This window comes from Nocardia amikacinitolerans NBRC 108937, assembly GCF_001612615.1.
GTDB classification, from domain to species: domain Bacteria; phylum Actinomycetota; class Actinomycetes; order Mycobacteriales; family Mycobacteriaceae; genus Nocardia; species Nocardia amikacinitolerans.
Map to the genome: position 1 here is coordinate 1 of NZ_BDAU01000046.1, position 20,346 is coordinate 20,346.

The 20,346-nt window shown below is 68.0% G+C and carries 19 protein-coding genes; 9 read left to right on the forward strand and 10 right to left on the reverse strand.

Going from position 1 to position 20,346, the window contains the following annotated elements:
* Positions 1-341: 341 nt before the first annotated feature.
* Positions 342-968 carry a TetR/AcrR family transcriptional regulator gene (locus tag NAM01S_RS28470; protein WP_067791235.1) on the reverse strand — a complete coding sequence of 209 codons (627 nt, stop codon included), beginning with the start codon at positions 966-968 and terminating at the stop codon, positions 342-344.
* Between the two features lie 151 nt (positions 969-1,119).
* On the opposite strand from NAM01S_RS28470, the gene NAM01S_RS28475 reads away from it, so the two are divergent.
* Complete coding sequence (locus tag NAM01S_RS28475) at positions 1,120-3,036, forward strand: acyl-CoA dehydrogenase family protein (protein WP_067791090.1); 1,917 nt, start codon at positions 1,120-1,122, stop codon at positions 3,034-3,036.
* 244 nt (positions 3,037-3,280) lie between these two features.
* Here NAM01S_RS28475 and NAM01S_RS28480 read toward each other — a convergent pair whose 3' ends face one another.
* From NAM01S_RS28480 to NAM01S_RS28490, 3 genes are read right to left on the reverse strand one after another with little or no spacing between them, the layout of a single operon-like run.
* Positions 3,281-4,111: an exodeoxyribonuclease III gene (locus NAM01S_RS28480; protein WP_067791092.1), complete on the reverse strand. Its 831-nt coding sequence runs from the start codon at positions 4,109-4,111 to the stop codon at positions 3,281-3,283.
* A 27-nt stretch (positions 4,112-4,138) separates the two neighbouring features.
* The gene (locus NAM01S_RS28485) at positions 4,139-5,110 is read right to left on the reverse strand and encodes an N-acetylglutamate synthase, CG3035 family (protein WP_067791094.1); all 972 of its coding nucleotides are present in this window, start codon (positions 5,108-5,110) and stop codon (positions 4,139-4,141) included.
* Positions 5,100-5,690 (reverse strand): peptide deformylase, encoded by a 591-nt coding sequence (locus tag NAM01S_RS28490; RefSeq protein ID WP_067791096.1) that lies wholly within the window; start codon positions 5,688-5,690, stop codon positions 5,100-5,102. Before NAM01S_RS28490 ends, NAM01S_RS28485 begins: the two co-directional genes overlap by 11 nt.
* 187 nt (positions 5,691-5,877) lie before the next feature.
* Here NAM01S_RS28490 and napA point away from each other — a divergent pair, with 187 nt between their 5' ends.
* The 8 genes from napA to NAM01S_RS28530 all read left to right on the forward strand — a co-directional run bounded on the left by napA (position 5,878) and on the right by NAM01S_RS28530 (position 13,815).
* Positions 5,878-6,234, forward strand: coding sequence for a nucleoid-associated protein NapA (gene napA / locus NAM01S_RS28495; protein ID WP_067791098.1), 357 nt, complete (start codon positions 5,878-5,880; stop codon positions 6,232-6,234).
* 58 nt (positions 6,235-6,292) lie between these two features.
* The gene (locus tag NAM01S_RS28500; RefSeq protein WP_067791100.1) at positions 6,293-6,850 is read left to right on the forward strand and encodes a LytR C-terminal domain-containing protein; all 558 of its coding nucleotides are present in this window, start codon (positions 6,293-6,295) and stop codon (positions 6,848-6,850) included.
* 127 nt (positions 6,851-6,977) lie between these two features.
* Positions 6,978-7,667: a superoxide dismutase[Cu-Zn] gene (gene sodC, locus NAM01S_RS28505; RefSeq protein ID WP_067791102.1), complete on the forward strand. Its 690-nt coding sequence runs from the start codon at positions 6,978-6,980 to the stop codon at positions 7,665-7,667.
* 13 nt (positions 7,668-7,680) lie between these two features.
* Entirely contained in the window at positions 7,681-8,823 is a 1,143-nt protein-coding gene (locus NAM01S_RS28510) for a glutamate--cysteine ligase (RefSeq protein ID WP_067791104.1), read from the forward strand.
* A 59-nt stretch (positions 8,824-8,882) separates the two neighbouring features.
* Positions 8,883-10,256 carry a phosphatase PAP2 family protein gene (locus tag NAM01S_RS28515; protein WP_067791106.1) on the forward strand — a complete coding sequence of 458 codons (1,374 nt, stop codon included), beginning with the start codon at positions 8,883-8,885 and terminating at the stop codon, positions 10,254-10,256.
* A gap of 832 nt (positions 10,257-11,088) precedes the next feature.
* Positions 11,089-12,852: a hypothetical protein gene (locus NAM01S_RS28520; RefSeq protein ID WP_157107963.1), complete on the forward strand. Its 1,764-nt coding sequence runs from the start codon at positions 11,089-11,091 to the stop codon at positions 12,850-12,852.
* Between the two features lie 140 nt (positions 12,853-12,992).
* Complete coding sequence (locus NAM01S_RS28525) at positions 12,993-13,553, forward strand: type II toxin-antitoxin system Phd/YefM family antitoxin (protein WP_084483393.1); 561 nt, start codon at positions 12,993-12,995, stop codon at positions 13,551-13,553.
* The gene (locus NAM01S_RS28530; RefSeq protein ID WP_067791114.1) at positions 13,546-13,815 is read left to right on the forward strand and encodes a Txe/YoeB family addiction module toxin; all 270 of its coding nucleotides are present in this window, start codon (positions 13,546-13,548) and stop codon (positions 13,813-13,815) included. Before NAM01S_RS28525 ends, NAM01S_RS28530 begins: the two co-directional genes overlap by 8 nt.
* Positions 13,816-14,239: 424 nt before the next feature.
* Here NAM01S_RS28530 and mnhG read toward each other — a convergent pair whose 3' ends face one another.
* From mnhG to NAM01S_RS28560, 6 genes are read right to left on the reverse strand one after another with little or no spacing between them, the layout of a single operon-like run.
* Positions 14,240-14,572, reverse strand: a complete 333-nt coding sequence (gene mnhG / locus NAM01S_RS28535; RefSeq protein WP_067791116.1) for a monovalent cation/H(+) antiporter subunit G — start codon at positions 14,570-14,572, stop codon at positions 14,240-14,242.
* Entirely contained in the window at positions 14,569-14,829 is a 261-nt protein-coding gene (locus NAM01S_RS28540) for a monovalent cation/H+ antiporter complex subunit F (protein ID WP_067791118.1), read from the reverse strand. The genes mnhG and NAM01S_RS28540 overlap by 4 nt, the downstream gene beginning before the upstream one ends.
* Positions 14,830-14,833: 4 nt before the next feature.
* Positions 14,834-15,412 (reverse strand): Na+/H+ antiporter subunit E, encoded by a 579-nt coding sequence (locus tag NAM01S_RS28545; RefSeq protein ID WP_084483395.1) that lies wholly within the window; start codon positions 15,410-15,412, stop codon positions 14,834-14,836.
* Positions 15,413-15,455: 43 nt separating this feature from the next.
* Positions 15,456-17,057, reverse strand: coding sequence for a Na+/H+ antiporter subunit D (locus NAM01S_RS28550; protein ID WP_067791119.1), 1,602 nt, complete (start codon positions 17,055-17,057; stop codon positions 15,456-15,458).
* Entirely contained in the window at positions 17,054-17,437 is a 384-nt protein-coding gene (locus tag NAM01S_RS28555) for a Na(+)/H(+) antiporter subunit C (protein ID WP_067791120.1), read from the reverse strand. The genes NAM01S_RS28550 and NAM01S_RS28555 overlap by 4 nt, the downstream gene beginning before the upstream one ends.
* A complete protein-coding gene (locus NAM01S_RS28560; RefSeq protein ID WP_067791121.1) occupies positions 17,434-20,268 on the reverse strand; it encodes a Na+/H+ antiporter subunit A in 2,835 nt (944 codons plus the stop codon). Before NAM01S_RS28560 ends, NAM01S_RS28555 begins: the two co-directional genes overlap by 4 nt.
* Between the last annotated feature and the right edge of the window lie 78 nt (positions 20,269-20,346).

Genomic DNA, 20,346 nt, shown 5'->3' on the forward strand with positions numbered 1-20,346 from the left:
GGATGTCGACTGAGGGCGACCGCCATCCGGCGAGGCCGGCTGAATGTCGCCTTCGGTCGGGTTCCGCTCGCGGGCGTATGGCCTTAGGTCTGGCGTGTGCGTGCGGCGGACTCTTGGCGCTGGCGTCGCGGATGTCGACTGAGGGTGACCGTCATCCGGTGAGGCCGGCTGAATGTCGCCTTCGGTCGGGTTCCGCTCGCGGGCGTATGGCTTTAGGTCTGGCGTGTGCGTGCGGCGGACTCTTGGCGCTGGCGTCGCGGATGTCGACTGAGGGCGACCGCCATCCGGCGAGACCGGCTGATTGTCACCTTCGGTCGGGTTCCGATCGCCGGCGTATGGCCTCAGGCCTGGCGCAGCGCCCGATAGACCGCGGCGCCGACAAAGGCACCGAGCGTCTGCGGCGTCCAGTCGCCCTCGTCGGCGAGCAGCGAACGCACCGCCCCCTCACCCGCCGACACCCACTGCTCGACCAGAATCGGCAGCTTCCGCTCGGCGTCCTCGGTGCCCCACGCGCGCAGCGTCGGCCGCAGCAACTCGGTGCAGCGTTCGACCGCCAACTTGCGCCCGCGCCCGAACGAATCCGCAACGGCGGGATCGGGATTGCCGTACAGCAGCCGCCACGAGTCGGGTCGCGCGGCGGCGATCTCCAGCAGCGTCTGGAAGCCCTCCACGAAGACCGTCTCGCCCGCGTCGACCGCGCGGCGCGGTGTCGCCTCGAGCAGACCCTCGACGAGGTGGTTCTCCTCGCGGCGGATCAATTCCTGGATGAGTTCGACGCGATCGGCGAAGCAGGCGTAGACGACCGGCCGGGTGACGTTCATCCGCTCGGCGACGGCGGCGATGGTGACGGCCGCGACGCCGTGTTCGACGGCGATGGCCAGCGCGGTGTCGAGCACCTGCGGGCGGCGGCGTTCCGGTCCGAGGTGCCGCGCCCGCTGACGCGGTTGCACGGCCTGCTCGGTACTCATGGGCACCAACATTAGCAGCGACCTCCTCCGGTTCTCCCAGGTCGGGCGGCCCTTGCCCATTTTCCTACACTGCTGAACAATAATGCTACATTCACGAATGAAGTGGCCCGGCCGGATGCCGGGCGTCGTCCCGACGGCCCAGGAGTCACCGATGCCCGAAACCCTGTTCAACCCGAAGAACTGCGAGTTCGCCGAGTTCGACGCCGAGACCCGGCGGCTGCTGCGCGCCACGGTCGACTGGTTCGAGACGCGCGGCAAGGCGGCGCTGAAGCGGGACGACCGGGAGCGCGTCTGGTACTCCGATTTCCTCGACTTCGTCAAGCGCGAGCGGATCTTCGCGATCTTCCTCACTCCCGCGGCCGAGGCCAACGGCGATCCGAACAAGCGCTGGGACACCGGCCGCATCGCGATGATGAGCAAGGTGCTCGGCTTCTACGGCATGTCCTACTGGTACGTCTGGCAGGTCACCATCCTCGGCCTCGGCCCGATCTGGCAGAGCGACAACAAGGCCGCCAAGCAGCGCGCGGCGGCGCTGCTCGACTCCGGCGAGATCTTCGCGTTCGGGCTGTCGGAGAAGGAGCACGGCGCCGACGTCTACTCCACCGACATGGTGCTGGAGCCCAGGCGCGGCGGCGGTTTCACCGCGACCGGTAGCAAGCACTACATCGGCAACGGCAACCTCGCCGGGATGGTCTCGGTGTTCGGCCGCCGCGCCGACAAGCCGATCATCGACAGCGCCAAGGCGCTGAATGCCAAACCGGCGCAGGAGGATTACGAGGGATATCTGTTCTTCGTCGCGGACAGCAAGCACAAGAACTACAAGCTGCGCCGCAACGTCGTGGACAGCCAGATGTACGTGGCCGCTTTCGATCTGGAGAAGTACCCGGTCGCCGAAGAGGACGTCCTGCACCGCGGTGAGGCCGCGTTCCACGCCGCGATGAACACCGTCAACGTGGGCAAGTTCAACCTAGGCTTCGGCGCCGTCGGCGCGTGCGAACACGCCTTCTACGAATCGATCACGCACGCGGAGAACCGAATCCTGTTCGGACACAGGGTGACCGAGTTCCCGCAGGTGCGCACGTTGCTGACCGACTCCTACGCGCGGCTGATCGGCATGAAGCTCTACAGCGAGCGCGCCATCGACTACCTGCGGTCGGCGTCCGCAGAAGACCGGCGCTACCTGCTGTTCAACGCCATCGAGAAGATGACCGTGACGCGGCAGGGGCAGCGCGTCATCGAGGACCTCGCCGACGTGATCGCCGCCCGCGGCTTCGAGAACGACATGTACTTCCCGATGGCCATGCTCGGCCTGTTCGGGCTGCCGCGGCTGGAAGGCACCGTGCACGTGAACATGGCGCTGTCGCTGAAGTTCATGGCCAACTACATGTTCCACCCGTCCGACGCCGGACTCGCCGCGCTGCGCGTGCTGCCGGAGGCCGCGCCGAGGACTGCGGTGCGGGCGGTGTCCTCTGCGCTGAGCTGGTCCAGCCGCAAGCTCGCCCCGCGTGCAGGCGCGGCGGTGCCCAAGCTGCGGGCGGAGCTGGCCGCCGCGCGCTACCTGGAGGTGCCGACCCACCGCGACGCCGCCGACGACGAATTCCTGTTCCGGCAGGGTCCGAGCGCGGGTCTCGGCCGTATTCGGTTCACCGACTGGCGTCCGGTGTTCGAGAAGTTCGCGCACGTGCCGAACGTCGCGATCTTCCTGGACCAGGCCCTCGCCTTCCAGACGCTGCTCGCCGCCGCCCCGCCCACCGCCGACCAGCAGCGCGACGTGGACTTCCTGTTCGCCATCGGCGAGCTCTTCACCGCGATCCCGTACGCGCAACTCATCCTGGAACAGGCCGCGATCGAGGGCACCGACACCGCCGTACTCGACCAGCTCTTCGACGTCTTCGTGCGGGAATTCGCCAAGAACGCCCTCGCCCTGCACAGCAAGCCGACCGCGACCAAAGCGCAGCGGACCAGGGCACTGGACCTGGTCCGCCGCCCCGCGGCCGACGCCACCCGCTTCGGCAACGTGCTCACCAAGGCCCGCTCACACGCCGGCGCCTACGAGATGAACCCATAGTCGCGCGTCGCAGCTGCGGATACACGTCACCGGCTGGCACTCGGTGCCGCCCGCGACGCGTCGGCGGGCTGATTCAGGCGCTCGGCGACGCCGCGTCGGTGGGCTGAACCCGCCGCCGCACGTTCGCCATCGGCACGCTGCGGCGCGCTGTCAGCCTGGTCGGTGCGCGTCGAACGCAGCCGACGAGCGGGCCGCACCGTAGCGCACTGTCGGTGCGGGACCCGACCACTGGCGGCCGACGCCTTCAGCTGGGCTCTACGGGAATATCGAACTCCGCGACAACCGGCGCGTGATCACTGGCGCCCTTGCCTTTTCGCTCCTCACGGTCGACACCCGCGTCCGTCGTCGCGGCGGCGAGCGCAGGCGAAGCGAGGACGAAATCGATGCGCATGCCTTCCTTACGCGGGAACCGCAGCTGCGTGTAGTCCCAATACGTGTACACCCCGGGCCCCGGCGCGAACGGCCGCATCACGTCGGCGAAGCCGGTGTCGACGATGGCGCCGAAGGCGTCGCGTTCGGGCTGGGAGGTGTGCGTCTTGCCTTCGAAGAACGCGGGGGACCACACGTCGTCGTCGGTCGGCGCGATGTTCCAGTCGCCGACCAGCGCGATCTTGGCCCGCGGGTCCTCGGTCAGCCAGTTCGCGGCGTTGGCGCGCAGAGTTTCCAGCCACTCGAGTTTGTAGGCGTAGTGCGGGTCGGCGAGGGCGCGGCCGTTGGGCACGTACAGGCTCCAGACCCGCACGCCGCCGCAGGTCGCGCCGAGTGCACGCGACTCCACGATCGGTGTGCTGATGAGGGATTCGCCAGCGTCCTTGTCGAAACCGGGCTGGTTGGGGAAGCCGAGTTCGACGTCATCCAGGCCGACCCTGGACGCGATGGCCACGCCATTCCACTGGTTGATGCCGAGGTGGGCCACCTCGTAGCCGAGTTCCTCGAAGCGCTCGAACGGGAACTGGTCGTCGCGGCACTTGGTTTCCTGCATGGCGAGCACGTCGATGTCCTGGCGGTCGAGCCAGGCAGCAACCCGGTCGAGCCGGGAGCGGATCGAGTTGACGTTCCAAGTCGCCAGACGCACGAAATGCCTTCCTTCTGCGGTCTTCGTCTATTGTCCGCCGTGCGGAGCGGCGTAGCGATAGCCGTGGTGGTCCAGGAAGCCGAGGCCGCGGTAGAGCTCGAGCGCCGGCACATTGTCGGCCTCCACTTGGACGTAGGCGTGCGTAGCCCCGCGCTCGTGCCCCCAGCGGATCAGCTCGGCGCACACCAGGGTGGCCAGGCCGTGCCTGCGGTGCTCGGCGGCCACCGCGACGCAGGCGAGCCCGATCCAGCGGCGCCCGTCCGGCGCGGTGGTGCACGCGCCGCGTCCGATGGCGATCGGGCTCGGCAGTCCGAGCGAGGCGAAACCCAGCTCGCCATCGCGCACCGCGGTGAGCACCTCGGTCACCGGAACAGGCTGCGCCGCAGGGTCTTCGCCGCGATAACGGTGCAGCCGCAGCCACGCCTCGTCGGGCCGCTGCGCGATCCGGACCATCGGGGGACCTTGCGGCAGTACGAAATTGGTGATGTCGATGCCCAGCACCAGGGTTTCGTTCCAGGTGCGCCAGCCTGGTGGCGCCGGTGCGAGCCGGTCGGGCAGCAGCAGTTGCAGCGGCAGCCCGTGCGCGGTGTACCACGCGCCGATGCGGTGCAGGGTGTCGGTGGACAACTCGGCCGGTCGTCCCGGTTCGCCCAGCGGCACAGCGGAATTGGCGCGGTTGGTGTAGCCGTCCCCGGCGCGCAACAGCCAGCCGTCGAGCCATTCGCTCTCGACGCCGGGCCACGCGTCCGCCGCGGCCGCCTCCAGCGCCCTGATCTCCCTGGTGCGAATCGGCCTCGGCCCGATGGCTTTCAGCGCGATCACCCGATCGGGTGTCACCGAGACCATCTGCCCGTCGGCGTCGCGCACCGTAGGCGGGTCGAGCGAAATCAGTTCGCCGATCACGTCGGTCAGCGGCTGCGGATATCCGGGCGGCAGCTGATAACGCATCACCACCCGGCGGCCGAGCGGAATCCCCGCGGGCGCCGGCTCAGTCGTCATGCCCGAAGGGATCGGGAACGGTGCCCGGCACCCAGCTCAAACCCGCTTTGCCCCAACCGTTTCGCTTGATCGCCTTCTTCGCAGCGCGGGCGTTGCGGCCGATCAGCACGTCGACGTAGAGGAATCCGTCGAGGTGGCCGACCTCGTGCTGCAACATGCGAGCGAAGAAGCCGTTGCCCTCGATCGAGACCGGCTCGCCGTGCTCGTCGGTGCCGGTGACCCGCGCCCAGTCGGCCCGGCCGGTGGGGAACTGTTCGCCGGGCACCGAGAGGCAGCCCTCTTCGTCGTCGTCGGGGTCCGGCATGGTCTCCGGTAGCTCGGAGGTCTCCAGCACGGGGTTGATCACCGCGCCGCGACGCCGGACGGCCGTGCCGTCGGGGCCGAAGTCCGGGCAGTCGTAGACGAACAGCCGAAGCGGCACGCCCACCTGGTTGGCGGCCAGCCCGACGCCGTTGGCGGCGTCCAGGGTCTCGTACATGTCCGCGATCAGCGGGGCCAGCTCCTCCGGCGAATCGGTGACCGGCTTGGTCGGGTTGTGCAGCACGGGGTCACCGACGATCACGATGGGGAGGATTGCCATGGAAAGCAAGCCTACCGGCCGCTCAGCGGAGGCGAATGGCCGCCGCCCGGCGCAGGTGGGACGCGCGTACCTGGGCGTAATCAACACGCCGGACCGAAGGCGAATCATCCCCGTTGCCCCGTGGTTGAATGATCCGCGACGTACAAGCACCATTTTTCGTCTGGTGGCAACTCGGCGAGGGAGCGAGATGGACGGCGCAGCGGCACGGAATATTTCCGCGATCCAAGACGACCCTTCCGCGAGCGAAGCGACGACGGCGGGCGCATCGGCCAAGGCCGAGGCGGGCGAAGGCAGTGGCCTCAGCCGCCGCGAACTCGACATTCTGGCCTTCGAACGACAGTGGTGGAAGTACGCGGGCGCCAAGGAAGAGGCCATCCGCGAGCTGTTCGGCATGTCGCCGACCAGGTACTACCAGGTGCTCAACGCCGTGGTGGACCGGCAGGAGGCCCTCGCCGTCGACCCGATGCTGGTGAAGCGGCTGCGCAGGCTCCGCGCGAGCAGGCAGAAGGCCAGAGCCGCACGGCGTCTCGGTTTCCAGGTATGACACGTCTTCGGATCGTGATGCGGGCATCCCGGCCGGATGTGCGACTAGGGTCGACAGCGTGAGTCAAACCAATCCCACCTCCGGCGGGCCGCCGTTGCGCGCGCTGGCGATGGTTTTGATCGCGCTGGCCATCGTGTTCGCGGGTCTCGGTGCGATGTCGTTGTCGAGTTCCGATTCCGACGCCACGAACGCCGAGGAGTCGTCGACCGCGGCCCAGCAGGTCACCTCGGCCGCGCCCGTGACGACGGCCGCGACCACCACGGTGGCGACGACGACCGTGGCGCCGACCACCACCGCCGCGCCGACGACCACCGCTGCTGCGCCCGCGGCGGGCGTGAACCGGGCCGTGCCGGTCCGTGTTCTGAACAACAGTCTGGTCGCCGGTCTGGCCGCCCGTACCGCAGAGGAATTGACGGCGAGCGGCTGGACGAACGTCTCGCCGGGCAACTACGCGGGCGGCACCATCGCGAAAACGACTGTGTATTACGGGAATACGGCCGGTGAGCGGGAGGCGGCGGTGGCGATCGCCGCGCAGCTCGGCGCGACCGCCGAACCCAAGTCGGCGGGAATCGGGGACAGCGCTCCGGGTGTGGTCGTCATCTTGACGGGTAACTGAAAACCGAGACCGGCGCGCACGGCCCCTTGGCGGCGCGACACGGCGCTCGTGGCATCATCTTGTCCGGTAACGACAGTGTCCACCCAGCTTTACTCGTAAACTCGGTACTCGTAAAGGAGTTCCCCCGATGGCCCCGTCCACAACTCGTCGCCCGTCCTGGCGGACTGTGACCCCGGTGCTTGCGGTCGCGGTCTTCGGCCTCGCTGCCTGCACGAACAGCCAGGAGTCGAGTGACGTCAAGGGAACGACCCCGCCGGTGTGGACCGGTGCCTCCGCTCCGGCCGAGGGACACGGGACCGATACCGAGCACGGCAGCCCGGCCGCCGACCCCGGCACCAAGGTCGAGCTGAAGGACGCGTCCGGCAGCTCGGTCGCCACCGCGAACATCGCCAAGGACGGCGAGCACCTCGTGATCACCGTCGACGCGCACGGCCTCAAGCCCGGTTTCCACGGTCTGCACTTCCACCAGGTCGGCAAGTGCGAGCCCAACTCCGTGGCGCCCACCGGCGGTGCGGCCGGTGACTTCCTCTCGGCGGGCGGCCACCTCCAGGTTGGCAACGCCAACGCCCACCCGGCCAGCGGCGACCTCACCTCGTTGCAGGTCCGCTCGGACGGCCAGGGCAAGCTGGTCACCACCACCGACACGGTGACCCTCGACGACCTGAAGAATCGCGCGCTGATCATCCATGCCGATGCCGACAACTTCGGCAACATTCCCAACCGTTACGTCCGTGCCGACGGCGTGGCAGGCCCGGACGACAACACACTGGCGACCGGTGACGCGGGCGGCCGCGTCGCCTGCGGTGTAGTCCAGTAGACAAGGTGCCGATATGGGCGGGGCAATCGAGAACGTTCCATTTCCAGGTTCGCCCCGGCCGACGATCGGCATCGAATGGGAGGTCGCGCTCGTCGACAAGGTGACGCGCGATCTCTCCAACACCGCGGCCGCGGTGTTCGATGCCGTCGGTGACCTGCGGGCCTGGGACGGCACTCCGCAGGTCACCAAGGAGCTGCTGCGCAACACCGTCGAGATCGTCACCGGCGTGCACGACACCGTCGGCGCGGCGGTGGACGATCTGAGCGGCACGATGGACACCGTGCGCCGCGCCGCCGACCCGCTCGGCGTCGACCTGTTCTGCGCGGGCACCCACCCGTTCGCCCAGTGGTCGGCCCAGCAGCTGACCCGCTCGCCGCACTACGACGAGTTGATCGAGCGCACCCAGTGGTGGGGCCGCCAGATGATGATCTGGGGCGTGCACGTGCACGTGGGAGTCTCGCACCGGGAGAAGGTCTTTCCGATCCTGAACGCGCTGCTGTTCACCTACCCGCACCTGCTCGCGCTCTCGGCCTCCTCGCCGATGTGGGCCGGTTCCGACACCGGGTACGCGAGCAACCGCACGCTGATGTTCCAGCAGCTGCCCACCGCGGGTCTGCCGTTCCAGTTCGAGAACTGGGGCCAGTTCGAGCGTTTCGTGCACGACCAGATGCAGACCGGCGTCATCGAACAGCTCGGCGGCATGCACTGGGACATCAGGCCCGCGCCCAAGTGGGGCACCATCGAGGTGCGCATCTGCGACGGCATCTCGACCAGGGCCGAATTGGCCGCGCTCGCGGCGTTCATCCACTGCCTGATCGTGGATCTGGACCGTCGCATCGACGAGGGCGAGGATCTCGGGACTTTGCCGCCGTGGCATGTCCAGGAGAACAAGTGGCGGGCCGCACGCTACGGGCTGGATGCGATCGTCATCACAGACTCCGACAACAGCGAGCGGCTGGTCACCGACGACCTGATGGACGTGCTGAACCGGCTCGAGCCGACGGCCAAGCGGCTCGGCTGCTCCGACGAATTGTCTTATGTCGCCGAGATTCCCCAGCGTGGGGCGTCGTATCAGCGCCAGCGCAAGGTGGCCGCTGCGACCCAGGGCGACCTGATCGCGGTGGTGGACGCGCTGGTCCAGGAGCTCTACAAGTAGCGCGAGCGGTCGTCTGCCGTTCAGCTGGCCAGGGGGATGTCGTTCATCCCCCGTTTACTATGGTCGTCGTGCTTGTCGAAGACCCGGGTTCCAGCGTAGGAAGTGCGGTGTGGCGGTTGAAGATACCGCCGTCCCGGGTCTGGGTGACCGCCGCCGTCGCGGCAGTGCCCCTATTGCTGATCGTGCTCCAGATCGTCGCGTTCCAGCAGAATTTCGAAGGTCCGCTGGAAAGCCTGTTGCGCGACTACGTCGGTACGCCGAAATCGATGTCGGTGCCGTGGGCCGGGCTGGTCCTCGCGCTGGTCGGTATCCCCATGCGGCGCAGGCTCGTCGCGGCCGGTGCGGCGGTGGCCATCGACCTGGTGTGCGCGGGGGCCCGGCTGCTCGCCGGTGATCCGCCAACGGTCGGCAACGGTCCTGTACTCGTGCTCACCGCGCTCGCCCTCATCGCCTGGCTGCGCTGGAGCGGCGACGAGCGGCGCAACGCGTTGCGCGCCGCCGCGCTCGGCGCACTGCTGATCCTGGCGACCAAGGTGGGCGACGTCTGGTTGCACATCACGGTGCTGAGCAGTCCCGATGTGCTCGACGAGTACGTGATGCTCGCCGATCACGCGCTCGGCGACCCGTCGTGGGTGATGGGCCGGGTGATCGACGCGCTCGGACCGGTGGTCTACGCCGTGCTGCACTGGGTCTACATCGAGTTGCCGGTGGCCGCGATCGTGGTCGCGGTGTGGCAGCTGCGCCGGGTCGTCGATTCGGGGCGGTGGCCGAGCCACTACCTGGTGCGGACCTTCCTGGTGCTCGGGCTGGTCGGACCGATCGTCTACGTGTTCTTCCCGGTGGTCGGTCCGATGTTCGCCTTCGGTGCCGACGGCAACGGACTCCAGATCGGCAACTACTGGCCTGGCGTACTGCCGCCGATCGACCGCAGTCCCGAGCCGCTGCCCTTCGACACGGCGACGCCGCGCAACTGCATGCCATCCATGCACACTGCCTGGGCATTGTCGGTCTTCCTGCACACCCGTCGCGATATCGACGGGTCGCGCGCGCCGCGTTGGCTGCGCTGGGGCGGCACCTTCTGGCTGCTGGCCACGCTGGCCGCGACGCTCGGCTTCGGCTACCACTACGGCGTCGACCTGGTCGCGGGCGCGGTGCTGTGCCTGACCGTGGAATCCGCGCTGCGTGAGCCGGAACGCGGCTGGGGTTGGTTCCGCATCCGCCTGGTCGGGGGCGGCGCCGCGGTGCTGGTGATCCTGCTGGTCTCCTACCGCTACCTGGCGGCGCCGATGGCGGAGTACGCCGTCCCGGCCGGGACCATCGTGCTCGCGCTGTTGGCGGGCATGGCGGCGGCGTTCCACGCGACGTGGTTCGCGGGGGAGCGAGAGCCGGTGGTTGAGGCGCGGGAGACGGAGTCGGAGACGGTCGATCGCTGAGTCCAGGCAAGGGTCGAGCTGACTGGCCGATGAGTCCGGCGAGCGTTGAGTCGGCTGGCCGCTGAGTTCAGGCAAGGTCGAGCTGACCGGTCGTTGAGTCCGGCGAGTGCTGAGTCGGCTGGCTGGGCCCGTCCGGGCGTGCGGTCATCGCGCGGGTCACGCGGATGCCTCAGGCGCACTTGTATTTTCTCGAACCTCCTGATGTGGGCCTGTTCGAACCGATTCGTGTGGCCGAAGCGCAAGAGGTCGCTGGCGTGGAGCGCGATGGCGAGCAGGTGGTGGTGGAATCGCGGGTGGGTGCGATTCCGACGGTGACGCGCCTGGAAGTGGTCGAAGAGCTGGCGCGGCGCGGATTGCCGGAGCTTGTCCGCGCGGACGGTATTGGTCCACCCGACTTGTCCAGGGGTGCCGGTCAGCTCCGGTCATCCAGCGGCGCGGGCCGCCTCGGCGTTGACCGCGTTGATGCGATCGTGCGCACTCATGGAGTCGATAGTGCGCCGAGGCACCGACAGACTTCGAACCCCGGATCAGCCAGACACCGAGGGACTCGTCGACCTGACGCGCCCGCTGTAGCTCAAGGGTGTGGGGACCAAATCCCATCTACCGGTGCCCAGCAACCTGTTCCCACGCTGCGCGGTATTGGTCGTTCGTACTCGGCGGCAGCTTCCCCAAAACCCGCAGCACGACTGGCCGCAGGTCGTGCTCGTTGTGGTGTATTCGGCCGGGCGCGAGGCCACGTCGCCCCTCGAATCTCTCGTCGGCGAAGTCCTGCGTATCTGGTGGCCATCTCTGTCTCCCTGGCTTTGTGTCTGTGGAAGACCGGAGGATGGTCGTGCCATCAATAGACGGAGAGGCGGGCGCTGGGTTGAAGGGCGTGGTGGGAGTCGGCATTAATTGGCGGCAGGCGGAGAGGCACGAGTTCGAGTGGGTGTTTGAACAGCTCATGCTGCGCGAACACCGAGGCGCGGCCGATGTGGTTCGGATTCCGGACGACCGCGGTGGGGACGGAGGCATCGACATCTTGGTCGACTATCCGAACCGGAGGTTGGTCTACCAGCTGAAGTTCTACACCGACGGGCTATCGAGCAACGAAAGGACCCGCAAGGGCCAGATCAAGCGGTCGTTCGACAAGGCGATGAAGCTCAGTCCGCGACCGGACGTGTGGATCCTGGTGGTGCCTTGCAAGTACAAGGACTCCATCGTCACGTACGTGAAGGACAATCTGATTGCGAAGGTCACCGGTCCTCAGCCTGTGTTCTCCATGATCGACCAGCCAGAGCTGGATTTTCTGCTGCTGGCCCAGCCTGACCTGCTGAGCAGGATGTCGCGTGATGACCACTTCACCACCTTGGTCAGGCTCCATCGCGCAGAACAGTCGGTGTTGGCTGGCGGCGTTGCTGATCTGACCAGTCGGCTGCGTGCGCTGAACAGTGTCGCCGCCGAACTCGACGATCACTGGACGCTCGCCTACGCCACCGACGGCAAGAACATCACTCTCACTCCCGTTGCGAAACACCCGCATGCCGCAGAGCGCAGCCCGCTCGGCGTCCAGTTCGGGATCGACCTGACCGCAGCGGATGACGAGCTCCTGGACGATCTCGACAAAGTCGTCGGCTTCGGTGCTCCAGGAGAGGTGGTGGTGCCCGGCGCCGTCGTCACTGGCCTGAGATGGACAGGACCAGAGCTGTTGGATCCGACCAAGGGCACACTCGCCGAGATGCGGATTGGTGAATCTGCACCAGTCGCCTCATTGACCGGCAAGCCATGCCGACTGTCACTGTTCGATGCGGACGGAACCGCGACCGCCCACGCAGAGGGGCCGATTACTCGAATCGCTCCTGGAACAACCGGGTACACCATCGCAGCCACGTTCCATCACAGCCTGCATCTCGAACTTCGCGCACCGATGCAGGCAGGCAAACCCGGTGAAGCGAACATGACTCTCACCCTGGGCGGACGCGAGCCACGTGAAGTTTGGCGCGGCATCGATCTTCGCCACGCCATCTGCGAAGCAGTGACGGCGCAGGTTCATGTCGATGGAATCCCATATTTCACGGCACAACTGGACGCTGCCGTTTCTGACGAGGACCAGAGGTCACTCTCGGCTTTAGCTGATGCCGCACGTGACCTCGACGTTGTCCAGGATCGGACCGGCACCATCTTCGCCATGCCGGATGAGATCAACGCTCTTCAACGCATTTGGCTGCGCGTCCTACGCATCATCCTCGACGGTGGAATTGCCCCGTTGCCGCGCAATTCTGTGCAAGGCCGCACGCATCCCGGCGCTACGCTCCCCACGGACGGCGAGTTGCACGCTGCACTCGTGGACTATCGGCCTGGAATCGTTGAGCTGTTCGGACGGCCGTTGAACCTCGGCGGGCCGCTGTTCTACTACCATCCCTGCACCCGCACTGAAGTCCTCGATGCAGAGCCCGACGACTTGGGTTGCTACCCATTCCGAATGACCAGCAGTGACGAAACTGTATTCGTCGGCTACATCGCCGGTTGCGTGACAACGACGACTGTCGTTACACCCTGGTCGGTCGAAGGGATCGAAGACCCCGATACGCCTACGCTGCCGGTCGGCGCCTCTTGATCCCGCTGGAAAGCGTGACGGAATACAACTGATCAACCCTGACCTTCCTGCCGGTCATGGGTGACGCGTATCCCAAATGCACACGCCTCAGTAAGGTTGTACGATAAGTCGTACAACCTTGGAAAGAAGGTGAGAAGCTGATGCCTGCGCTACCGATTTCGAACGTGCGCCAGAACCTGTTCGGGCTAGTGCAGCAGGTCAACGACGATCATGATCCGTTGACGGTGGTCACTAAGTCAGGCCAGAACGCCGTGCTGGTAGCCGAGTCGGACTGGAACTCGCTGATGGAGACGCTGTATGTGCTCCAGACCCACGGCGGCGTGCATCTGCTGAAGTCCGCGCAGGACGCCCGCGAGGGCCGCACACAAGCGCACACCCTCATCGATCCTGACGCGGAGACATCGATGGAAGAATGGCCGGCACCCGAGGACATGACGGCTGGGCTGAAGGCACTCGTCGCGAAGGTCGCCAGTCTCCGCGAGCAGTTCGCCGCTCTCAGCGGTCCGGAAGCTCCGGCCGCCGCCGAGCTGGTCGATGAGATCCGACAGTACGTCTTCGATATCGCACATGGGTCAGTGCCGACGCAATCGCTGATGGAGTACCAACCGGCACCGGCAGATGAAGCGCAGCACGAGGATCTACCAGATATACCTGATCTGCCCGCGAGAGTGCAGCCGGAGGAGTCGCGGCGACGTGCCTGACCGGAAACTGACATTCACCGCTCAGGGGTGGCGCAGCTACTCGGCATGGTTGGCACGCGATCGCGCGGTGCTGAAGGCGGCGAACAAGATGATCAACGCTGCGCTCGCCGACCCGTTCGCTGGGATCGGCAAGCCGGAGCCACTACGGCACCAACTGGCAGGACATTGGTCGCGGCGGATCACTCAAGAGCACCGACTGATCTACTACGTCACCGACACAGAGATAGCGGTCGTGCAGGTCGGCGGGCACTACGACGACTGACCGCGCGCGGCCGCCGATCGACATCCAGGCCGGACCGGCACTCTGGGTAGGCCTGGCATGGCTCATGTCGGGACACGTTAGGCGAGCGGGCGCCAATCCCGGCCCGATTGCGCCGATTCCAGACCATGCGCCAAGTTCGTTCGGCGCGTTGGTGTGGCAACGTGCTGCACCACGAGACGATCGCCCGCGACGTTGCCGGCTGGGACGGGCGAGTGCTGAGCCGACCGGTCGTTGAGTCCGGCGAGCGCTGAGTCGGCTGGCTGCTGAGTCGGGCGCGCGCTGAATCGACCGGTCGTCGAGTCCGGTGAGGGTCGAGTCGACCGGTCGCCGTGTCCGGGGAGCGCAGAGCCCACCGGCCGTCGAGTCCGGTGAGTGCCGAGTCGGCCGGTCGTCGACTCCAGCGCACGTCGCGGTGGTGGTCCGCTCAGTCGAGCTCGTCGCCGAGTTCGTTGACCCGCAGCAGTCCGTCGCGGTGTCGCTGTTCGCGGTAGGCGGTGCGGCCGAGCAGGTGCGCGATCACCGGCGCGGTGAAGAGTGTGAACAGGCCGACCAAGGCGAGCAGCCAGACATTGCCTTGGCCGCGCAGCTCGATCGCCGCGCCCGCGAGCACCAGCAGCAGCCCGACCACCTGCGGTTTGGTGGCGGCGTGCATGCGGGTCAGGGTGTCGGGGAAGCGGACGATGGCGATCGCGGCGGTGCAGGCCAGCGCTGCGCCGCTGAGGATCAGCGCGGCCGATGCCCACTGCCAGCCCGTCATCGGTCGTCCCTGACGCGGAAGCGGGAGACGGCGGCCGAACCGAGGAACCCGACCAGCGCCAGCGCGACGATGGCGGGCAGCACCGTGGCGTCCCGGTTGTGCGCGGCCCACACGGCGAGCCCCGCCATGGCGATGGCCATCAGCGAGTCGATGCCGACGACCCGGTCGAGAGTGCTCGGCCCCGCCAGGATGCGGTAGCTGGTGATGACAGCGGCGGCCGCGAGCAGGAAGCCCGCGAGCACGGCGACGACGGTCATGCGTTCACCTCCGGACGGATTTCGGTACGGGCCGCTCGAGTGCCGAGATCAGCAGCCGTTCCAGGCGGCGGGTCTGCTGGTAGAACCGCGCGACCGCGGCCTCGCTGCCGACGTCGAGCACGTGCACGTAGACCAGGCAGCGGTTGCGGTCGATCTCGAGCACCATCGTGCCGGGGATCAGGTTGAGCAGGTCGGTGGTCAGCACGAGCACCAGGTCCGACTTCGTGCTCAGGTTGACCCGCAGCACACCGGAGACCGGCGGCGGCGCGGGCCGCAGCGCGAACCACGCGATCTGCAAGCTGGATTCGAGCGCGTAGTACGTGCCCACCCACACCACCTCGGCGAGCGCGAGCAGGTTGAGCCGCCCGCTCACCGGGATCCGGGGCAGCGGCAGCGCCACCATGATCAGCGCGCCGACCACCAGCCCCGCCAGCAGGTTGCCGATGCTCGAGTCGCCCCACAGCGCCATGTAGACGGCGGCGAGCCAGAGCAGCACGGCCATGCGGACCACGATGTCCTTGCCGACCCGCCGCCGCGCACCGGATCCGCTTGTCCCGTCCGTGATCTCGTTGCCGCTACTCATGCCTTGTCCTCAACTGGCGTGCGCGGGCACGTGTTTCGTTCACTCATCGATACGCCTCCGGTTCGCCGAGCACCGCGCCGACGTACACCGCGGGATCGTTGAGGTCGGCCGCGGCGCGGTCGGCGATGTCGAGAATCGGTCCGGCAAGCACGGTTAGGCCGAGACCGACCGCGGCGAGCGCCATCGTGGAGAGCAGCATGAGGGGCGGGATGCGGCCGGGGTCGGTGCGCTCGTCGTAGAGCACGTCGGTCGAATCCTCGATCAGGGTCGGTGGTTTCGCGGCAGCGAGGTGTCCCTCCGGAGCTTCGGAGCGCGGCCGCCAGAACACCTTGGCCCAGACCCGCGCGACGACGTACAGCGTCAGCAGGCTGGTCAGCACCGCGCCGCCGACCAGCACCCAGGCCAGCACGCTGCCGTCGGCCGCGCCCGCCTGGAGCAGCGCGACCTTGCCGATGAAGCCCGAGAAGGGCGGTATCCCACCGAGATTCAGTGCGGGCACCAGGAAGAGCACGCCGAGCACCGGACTCGCCGCGGCCAGCCCGCCGAGCCTGCGCAGCGAGGTGGAACCGGCTTGCCGCTCGATCAGGCCGACCACCAGGAACAGCGTGGTCTGCACCAGGATGTGGTGCGCCACATAGAACACCGCGCCCCCGATACTGGCGGCCGTGGCGAGCCCGACGCCGAAGATCATGTACCCGATGTGGCTGACCAGGGTGAACGACAGCAGCCGTCGGATGTCGTGCTGGGCGATCGCGCCGAGGATGCCGATCACCATGGTGAGCAGGCCGCAGATCAGCAGGATGTTGTCGAAGGCGCCGTCGGGGAACAGCAGCGTGTGTGTCCGAATGATCGCGTACACACCGACTTTCGTCAGCAGACCGGCGAAGACGGCGGTCACCGGCGCGGGCGCGGTCGGATAGGAGTCGGGCAGCCAGTTGTACAGCGGGAACACCGCCGCCTTGACGCCGAAGGCGACGAGCAGCACCGCGTAGACCGCCGTGCGCACGCCCTCGGGCGCCGCGCCGAGGCGGACGGCGATCTGCGCCAGATTCAGCGTCCCGGTGGTCGCGTAGACCAAGCCGATGCCGGTCAGGAAGATCAGCGACGACAGCATCGACACCATCACGTACGCCACGCCCGCGCGGATGCGTTCGGCGGTCGCGCCTACGGTGAGCAGCACGAACGACGCGGCGAGCAGCATCTCGAAGCCGACGAACAGGTTGAACAGGTCACCGGCCAGGAAGGCCGCCGAAACACCCGCTGTCAGAACGAGATACGTCGGGCGGTAGATGGAGGTCGGCTGGCGCTCGTCACCGTCGCGGATGTTCTGGCCCGCGCCGTAGACCGAGACGGCGAGCAGCACGATGGCGGAGATGAGCAGCATGGCCGCCGCGAGCCGGTCCACAACCAGCGTGATGCCGATCGGGGTGTCCCACCCGCCGACCTGCACCGCGGCGGTGCCGTCCCGGTCGGCCAGGTAGAGGAGCATTCCGGTGATGACGACGACCGCGGTCAGCGTGACCGGGGTGACCGTGGCCTGGATGCGGGGTCTGCGGCCGAAGATGAGCGTCGCGGCGGCGCCGAGCAGCGGAACCAGCACCGGCAGCGGAGCGAGGGCGGGCATGAGGTGCGGCGAGAGGGTCAATCTTCCGGATCCTCTCGCTCGCGTCGCGTCGCCACCTCCGCGTCGCCGGGGTCGTTCTGCACGTCGTCGGTGGTGGTGAGCATGTAGGACCGGTAGGCGAGGGAGAGCACGAACGCCGCGAGACCCATCGTGATCACGATCGCGGTGAGCATCATCGCCTGGGCGAGCGGGTCCGCCATGCCCTCGTGCGCGCCCGCCTCGGTGGTGCCGACGGGCGGGTCGCCGTCCGGACCGCCGACGGTCAGGATCAGCAGGTTCACCGCGTTGCCGAACAGGATCATGCCGAGCAGCATCTTGGAGACGGCGCGCTCCAGGATCAGGTAGACGCCGCAGGCGGTGAGAACGCCGATGAGGACGAGCAGGGTCAGGTTCGCACTCATGCCCGACCACCCCGCGGCGCCGGGGAGGGCTCGTCGCTCGGGGAGTCGCCGAGTTCGCTGTCCAGGCGGGCGCCGAGGCTGCGCAGCACGTCGAGGACGAGGCCGACCACGATCAGGTAGACGCCCAGGTCGAACAGCAGCGATGTCACCAGCTTGACGTGCCCGAACAGCGGCAGCGTGACTTCGACGATCGCCGAGGACAGCGGCGGCGCGCCGAGCAGCAGCGAGGTGGCCGCGGTGCCCGCCGCCAGCGTCAGCCCGGCGCCCAGCACGTGGCCCGCTTCCATCGGCAGCGCCTCGCCGAGTTCGTAGCGGCCGCCCGCGAGATAGCGCAGGGTCAGCGCGAGGCCCGCGGTGAGGCCGCCCGCGAAACCGCCGCCGGGGGCGTTGTGGCCCGCGAAGAAGAAGTAGACCGAGAGCACCATCATCGTCGGGAAGAGCAGGCGCGCGGTGATCTGCAAGACCATCGAGCGTTCCCTGCGGTCCACCAGCCGCCCGGCCGGCAGCCAGCTGACCAGGTCCGGGTTGTAGTCCGGCGAGTCGGCGGCGCGCGGCGCGGCGCCGAAACGCCTGGTGCGGAACACCATCGAGGCGACGCCGGTGGCCGCGACGATGAGCACCGAGACCTCGCCGAGGGTGTCCCACGCCCTGATGTCTACGAGCAGCACGTTGACCGCGTTCTTGCCGCCGCCGATCCGGTAGGCGGCCTCGGGGATGCGGTGCCAGATCGGTTCCGCGCCGCGCGCGGCCGTTGCGAAGGCGGCCAGCACCGCGACGCTCGCCCCTACCGCGACGGCCAGCGCGGCGCGGCGCGTCTCGAACGGGGCGGTCCTGCTCTCCTCGATCTCGGCGGGGAAGGCGCGCAGGACGAGCACGAAGACCACCAGCGTCACCGTCTCGACGAGGAACTGGGTGAGCGCGAGGTCGGGCGCGCCGTGCAGCGCGAAGATCACGCCGCAGCCGTAGCCGGTGACGCCGACGACCAGCACGCTGGCGAGCCGGTTCCGCAGGATGGTCGCCGCGAACGCCATGGCCGCCATGATCCCGGCGATGGCCAGCTGCAGCGGCGAATCCCACAGGCGCAGTTGGACTCCCGTCTTGGTGCCGAGCGCGAGCAGGACCGCGGGCAGGATGGTCAGGGTGCCGAGGATGGCGGCCTGGCTCAGCGGCAGCGAACCGCGCTGCACCGATCCGGTCATCCGCAGCGAAAGTCGGTCCATCGCGCGCAGGGTTGCGTCGTAGGCGCGGTCGGCGTTGCCGAGGCGCGGGTGCGCCGTCTCGCCGAATCGGTTGCGCACCAAGAAGAGTGCCGAGCCGACGCTAATGATCAGCACCGAGAGCGCGAGCGGCAGGGTGAAGCCGTGCCACAGCGCCAGGTGCGAAACCAGTTCTCCCGGAAGAGTTTCCGGATACCCGCGCAGCAGTTCGTCCAGCCACTGCGCGCCGACGCCCGCGGCGAGGCCTGCGACGGCGAGCACGGCGGGCGGCGCGAGGAACAGCGGCCCCGGCGCGTGCCACGACGGTTGTTCGTCGAGTTCCCTGTCGCCGAACGCGCCCCAGACGAAGCGGGCGCTGTAACCGACGGTCAGCATGGAGCCGAGCACGATCGCCGCGCACAACGCGACGCGCACCGGAGCCGTCAAGATGTCCGCGTCCAGGATCGCGCCGAGCGCGCTCTCCTTGCCGACGAACCCGAGCAGCGGCGGAATGCCCGCCATGCTCAGCGCCGCGAGCACGGCGACCCCGCACAGCACCGGCGCCCGCCGACCGAGACCTGACAACTCGCGCAGATCGCGGGTGCCCGCGCCGTGGTCCACGATCCCGACCACCATGAACAGGCACGCCTTGAACAGCGCGTGCGCCACGATCAGCGTCGTCCCGGCCAGCGCCGCGTCCGGTGTGCCGAGCCCGAGCAGCACGATCAGGAAACCCAGCTGGCTCACCGTGCCGAAGGCCAGCAGCAGCTTCAGATCGGTCACCCGCAGCGCGCGTATGCCCGCGAGCAGCATGGTCACCGCACCGAGGACGAGCACCATCGGATGCCACGGCGGACTGTTCGCGAAGACCGGCGCGAGCCGCGCGATCAGGTACACGCCCGCCTTCACCATGGCCGCGGCATGCAGGTACGCGCTCACCGGGGTTGGCGCGGCCATCGCGCCGGGGAGCCAGAAGTGCAAGGGAACGATCGCGGACTTGCTCAGCGCGCCGACGAGTACCAGCGTCACCGCCACCGATACCGCGATCCCGTCCGGCAGGCGGTCCATGGCCAGCAGTTCCGACAGCAGATAGGTGCCGCAGGTCTGTCCGAGGATGACGATGCCGACCAGCATGGCCAGCCCGCCCGCACCGGTGACCAGCAGCGCTTGCAGTGCCGCGCGCCTGCTGGTCGCCCGCTCGGCGTAGTGGCCGACGAGCAGGAACGACAGCACCGTCGTCGTCTCCCAGAAGACGTAGAGCAGCAGCATGTTGTCGCTGACGACCAAGCCGAACATTGCGCCGGCGAAGCCGACGAACTGGGCGGCGAAGATGCCGAGCCGCGGTTCGTCGTCGGTGAAATAGCGGGTGCAGTAGAGCAGGATCAGCGTGCCGATGCCGAGCACCAGCGCGGCCATGACGGCGGCCAGCGAGTCGAAGCGCAGCTCGATGTTCATCGCGATCGCGGGCGCCCAGGTCACTCGAACCTGCTGTGTGCTATCCCAATTCGCGATCACCCAGCCGAAACCGGCCAGCGGAGCGAGCGCGAGCACCGCGAACGCGTTGCGCCCCAACACCCGTACGCACCACGGCGCTGCCAGCGCGGCGAGCGCGTGCGCGAGCAGGATTACGAGCAAACTGCACTCCGTCAGGTCGTGGCGGGCGGTGGTGCGGTTCCAGCCTACGTGGAGCCAGGGTTTTTCGGGGACGCGGCG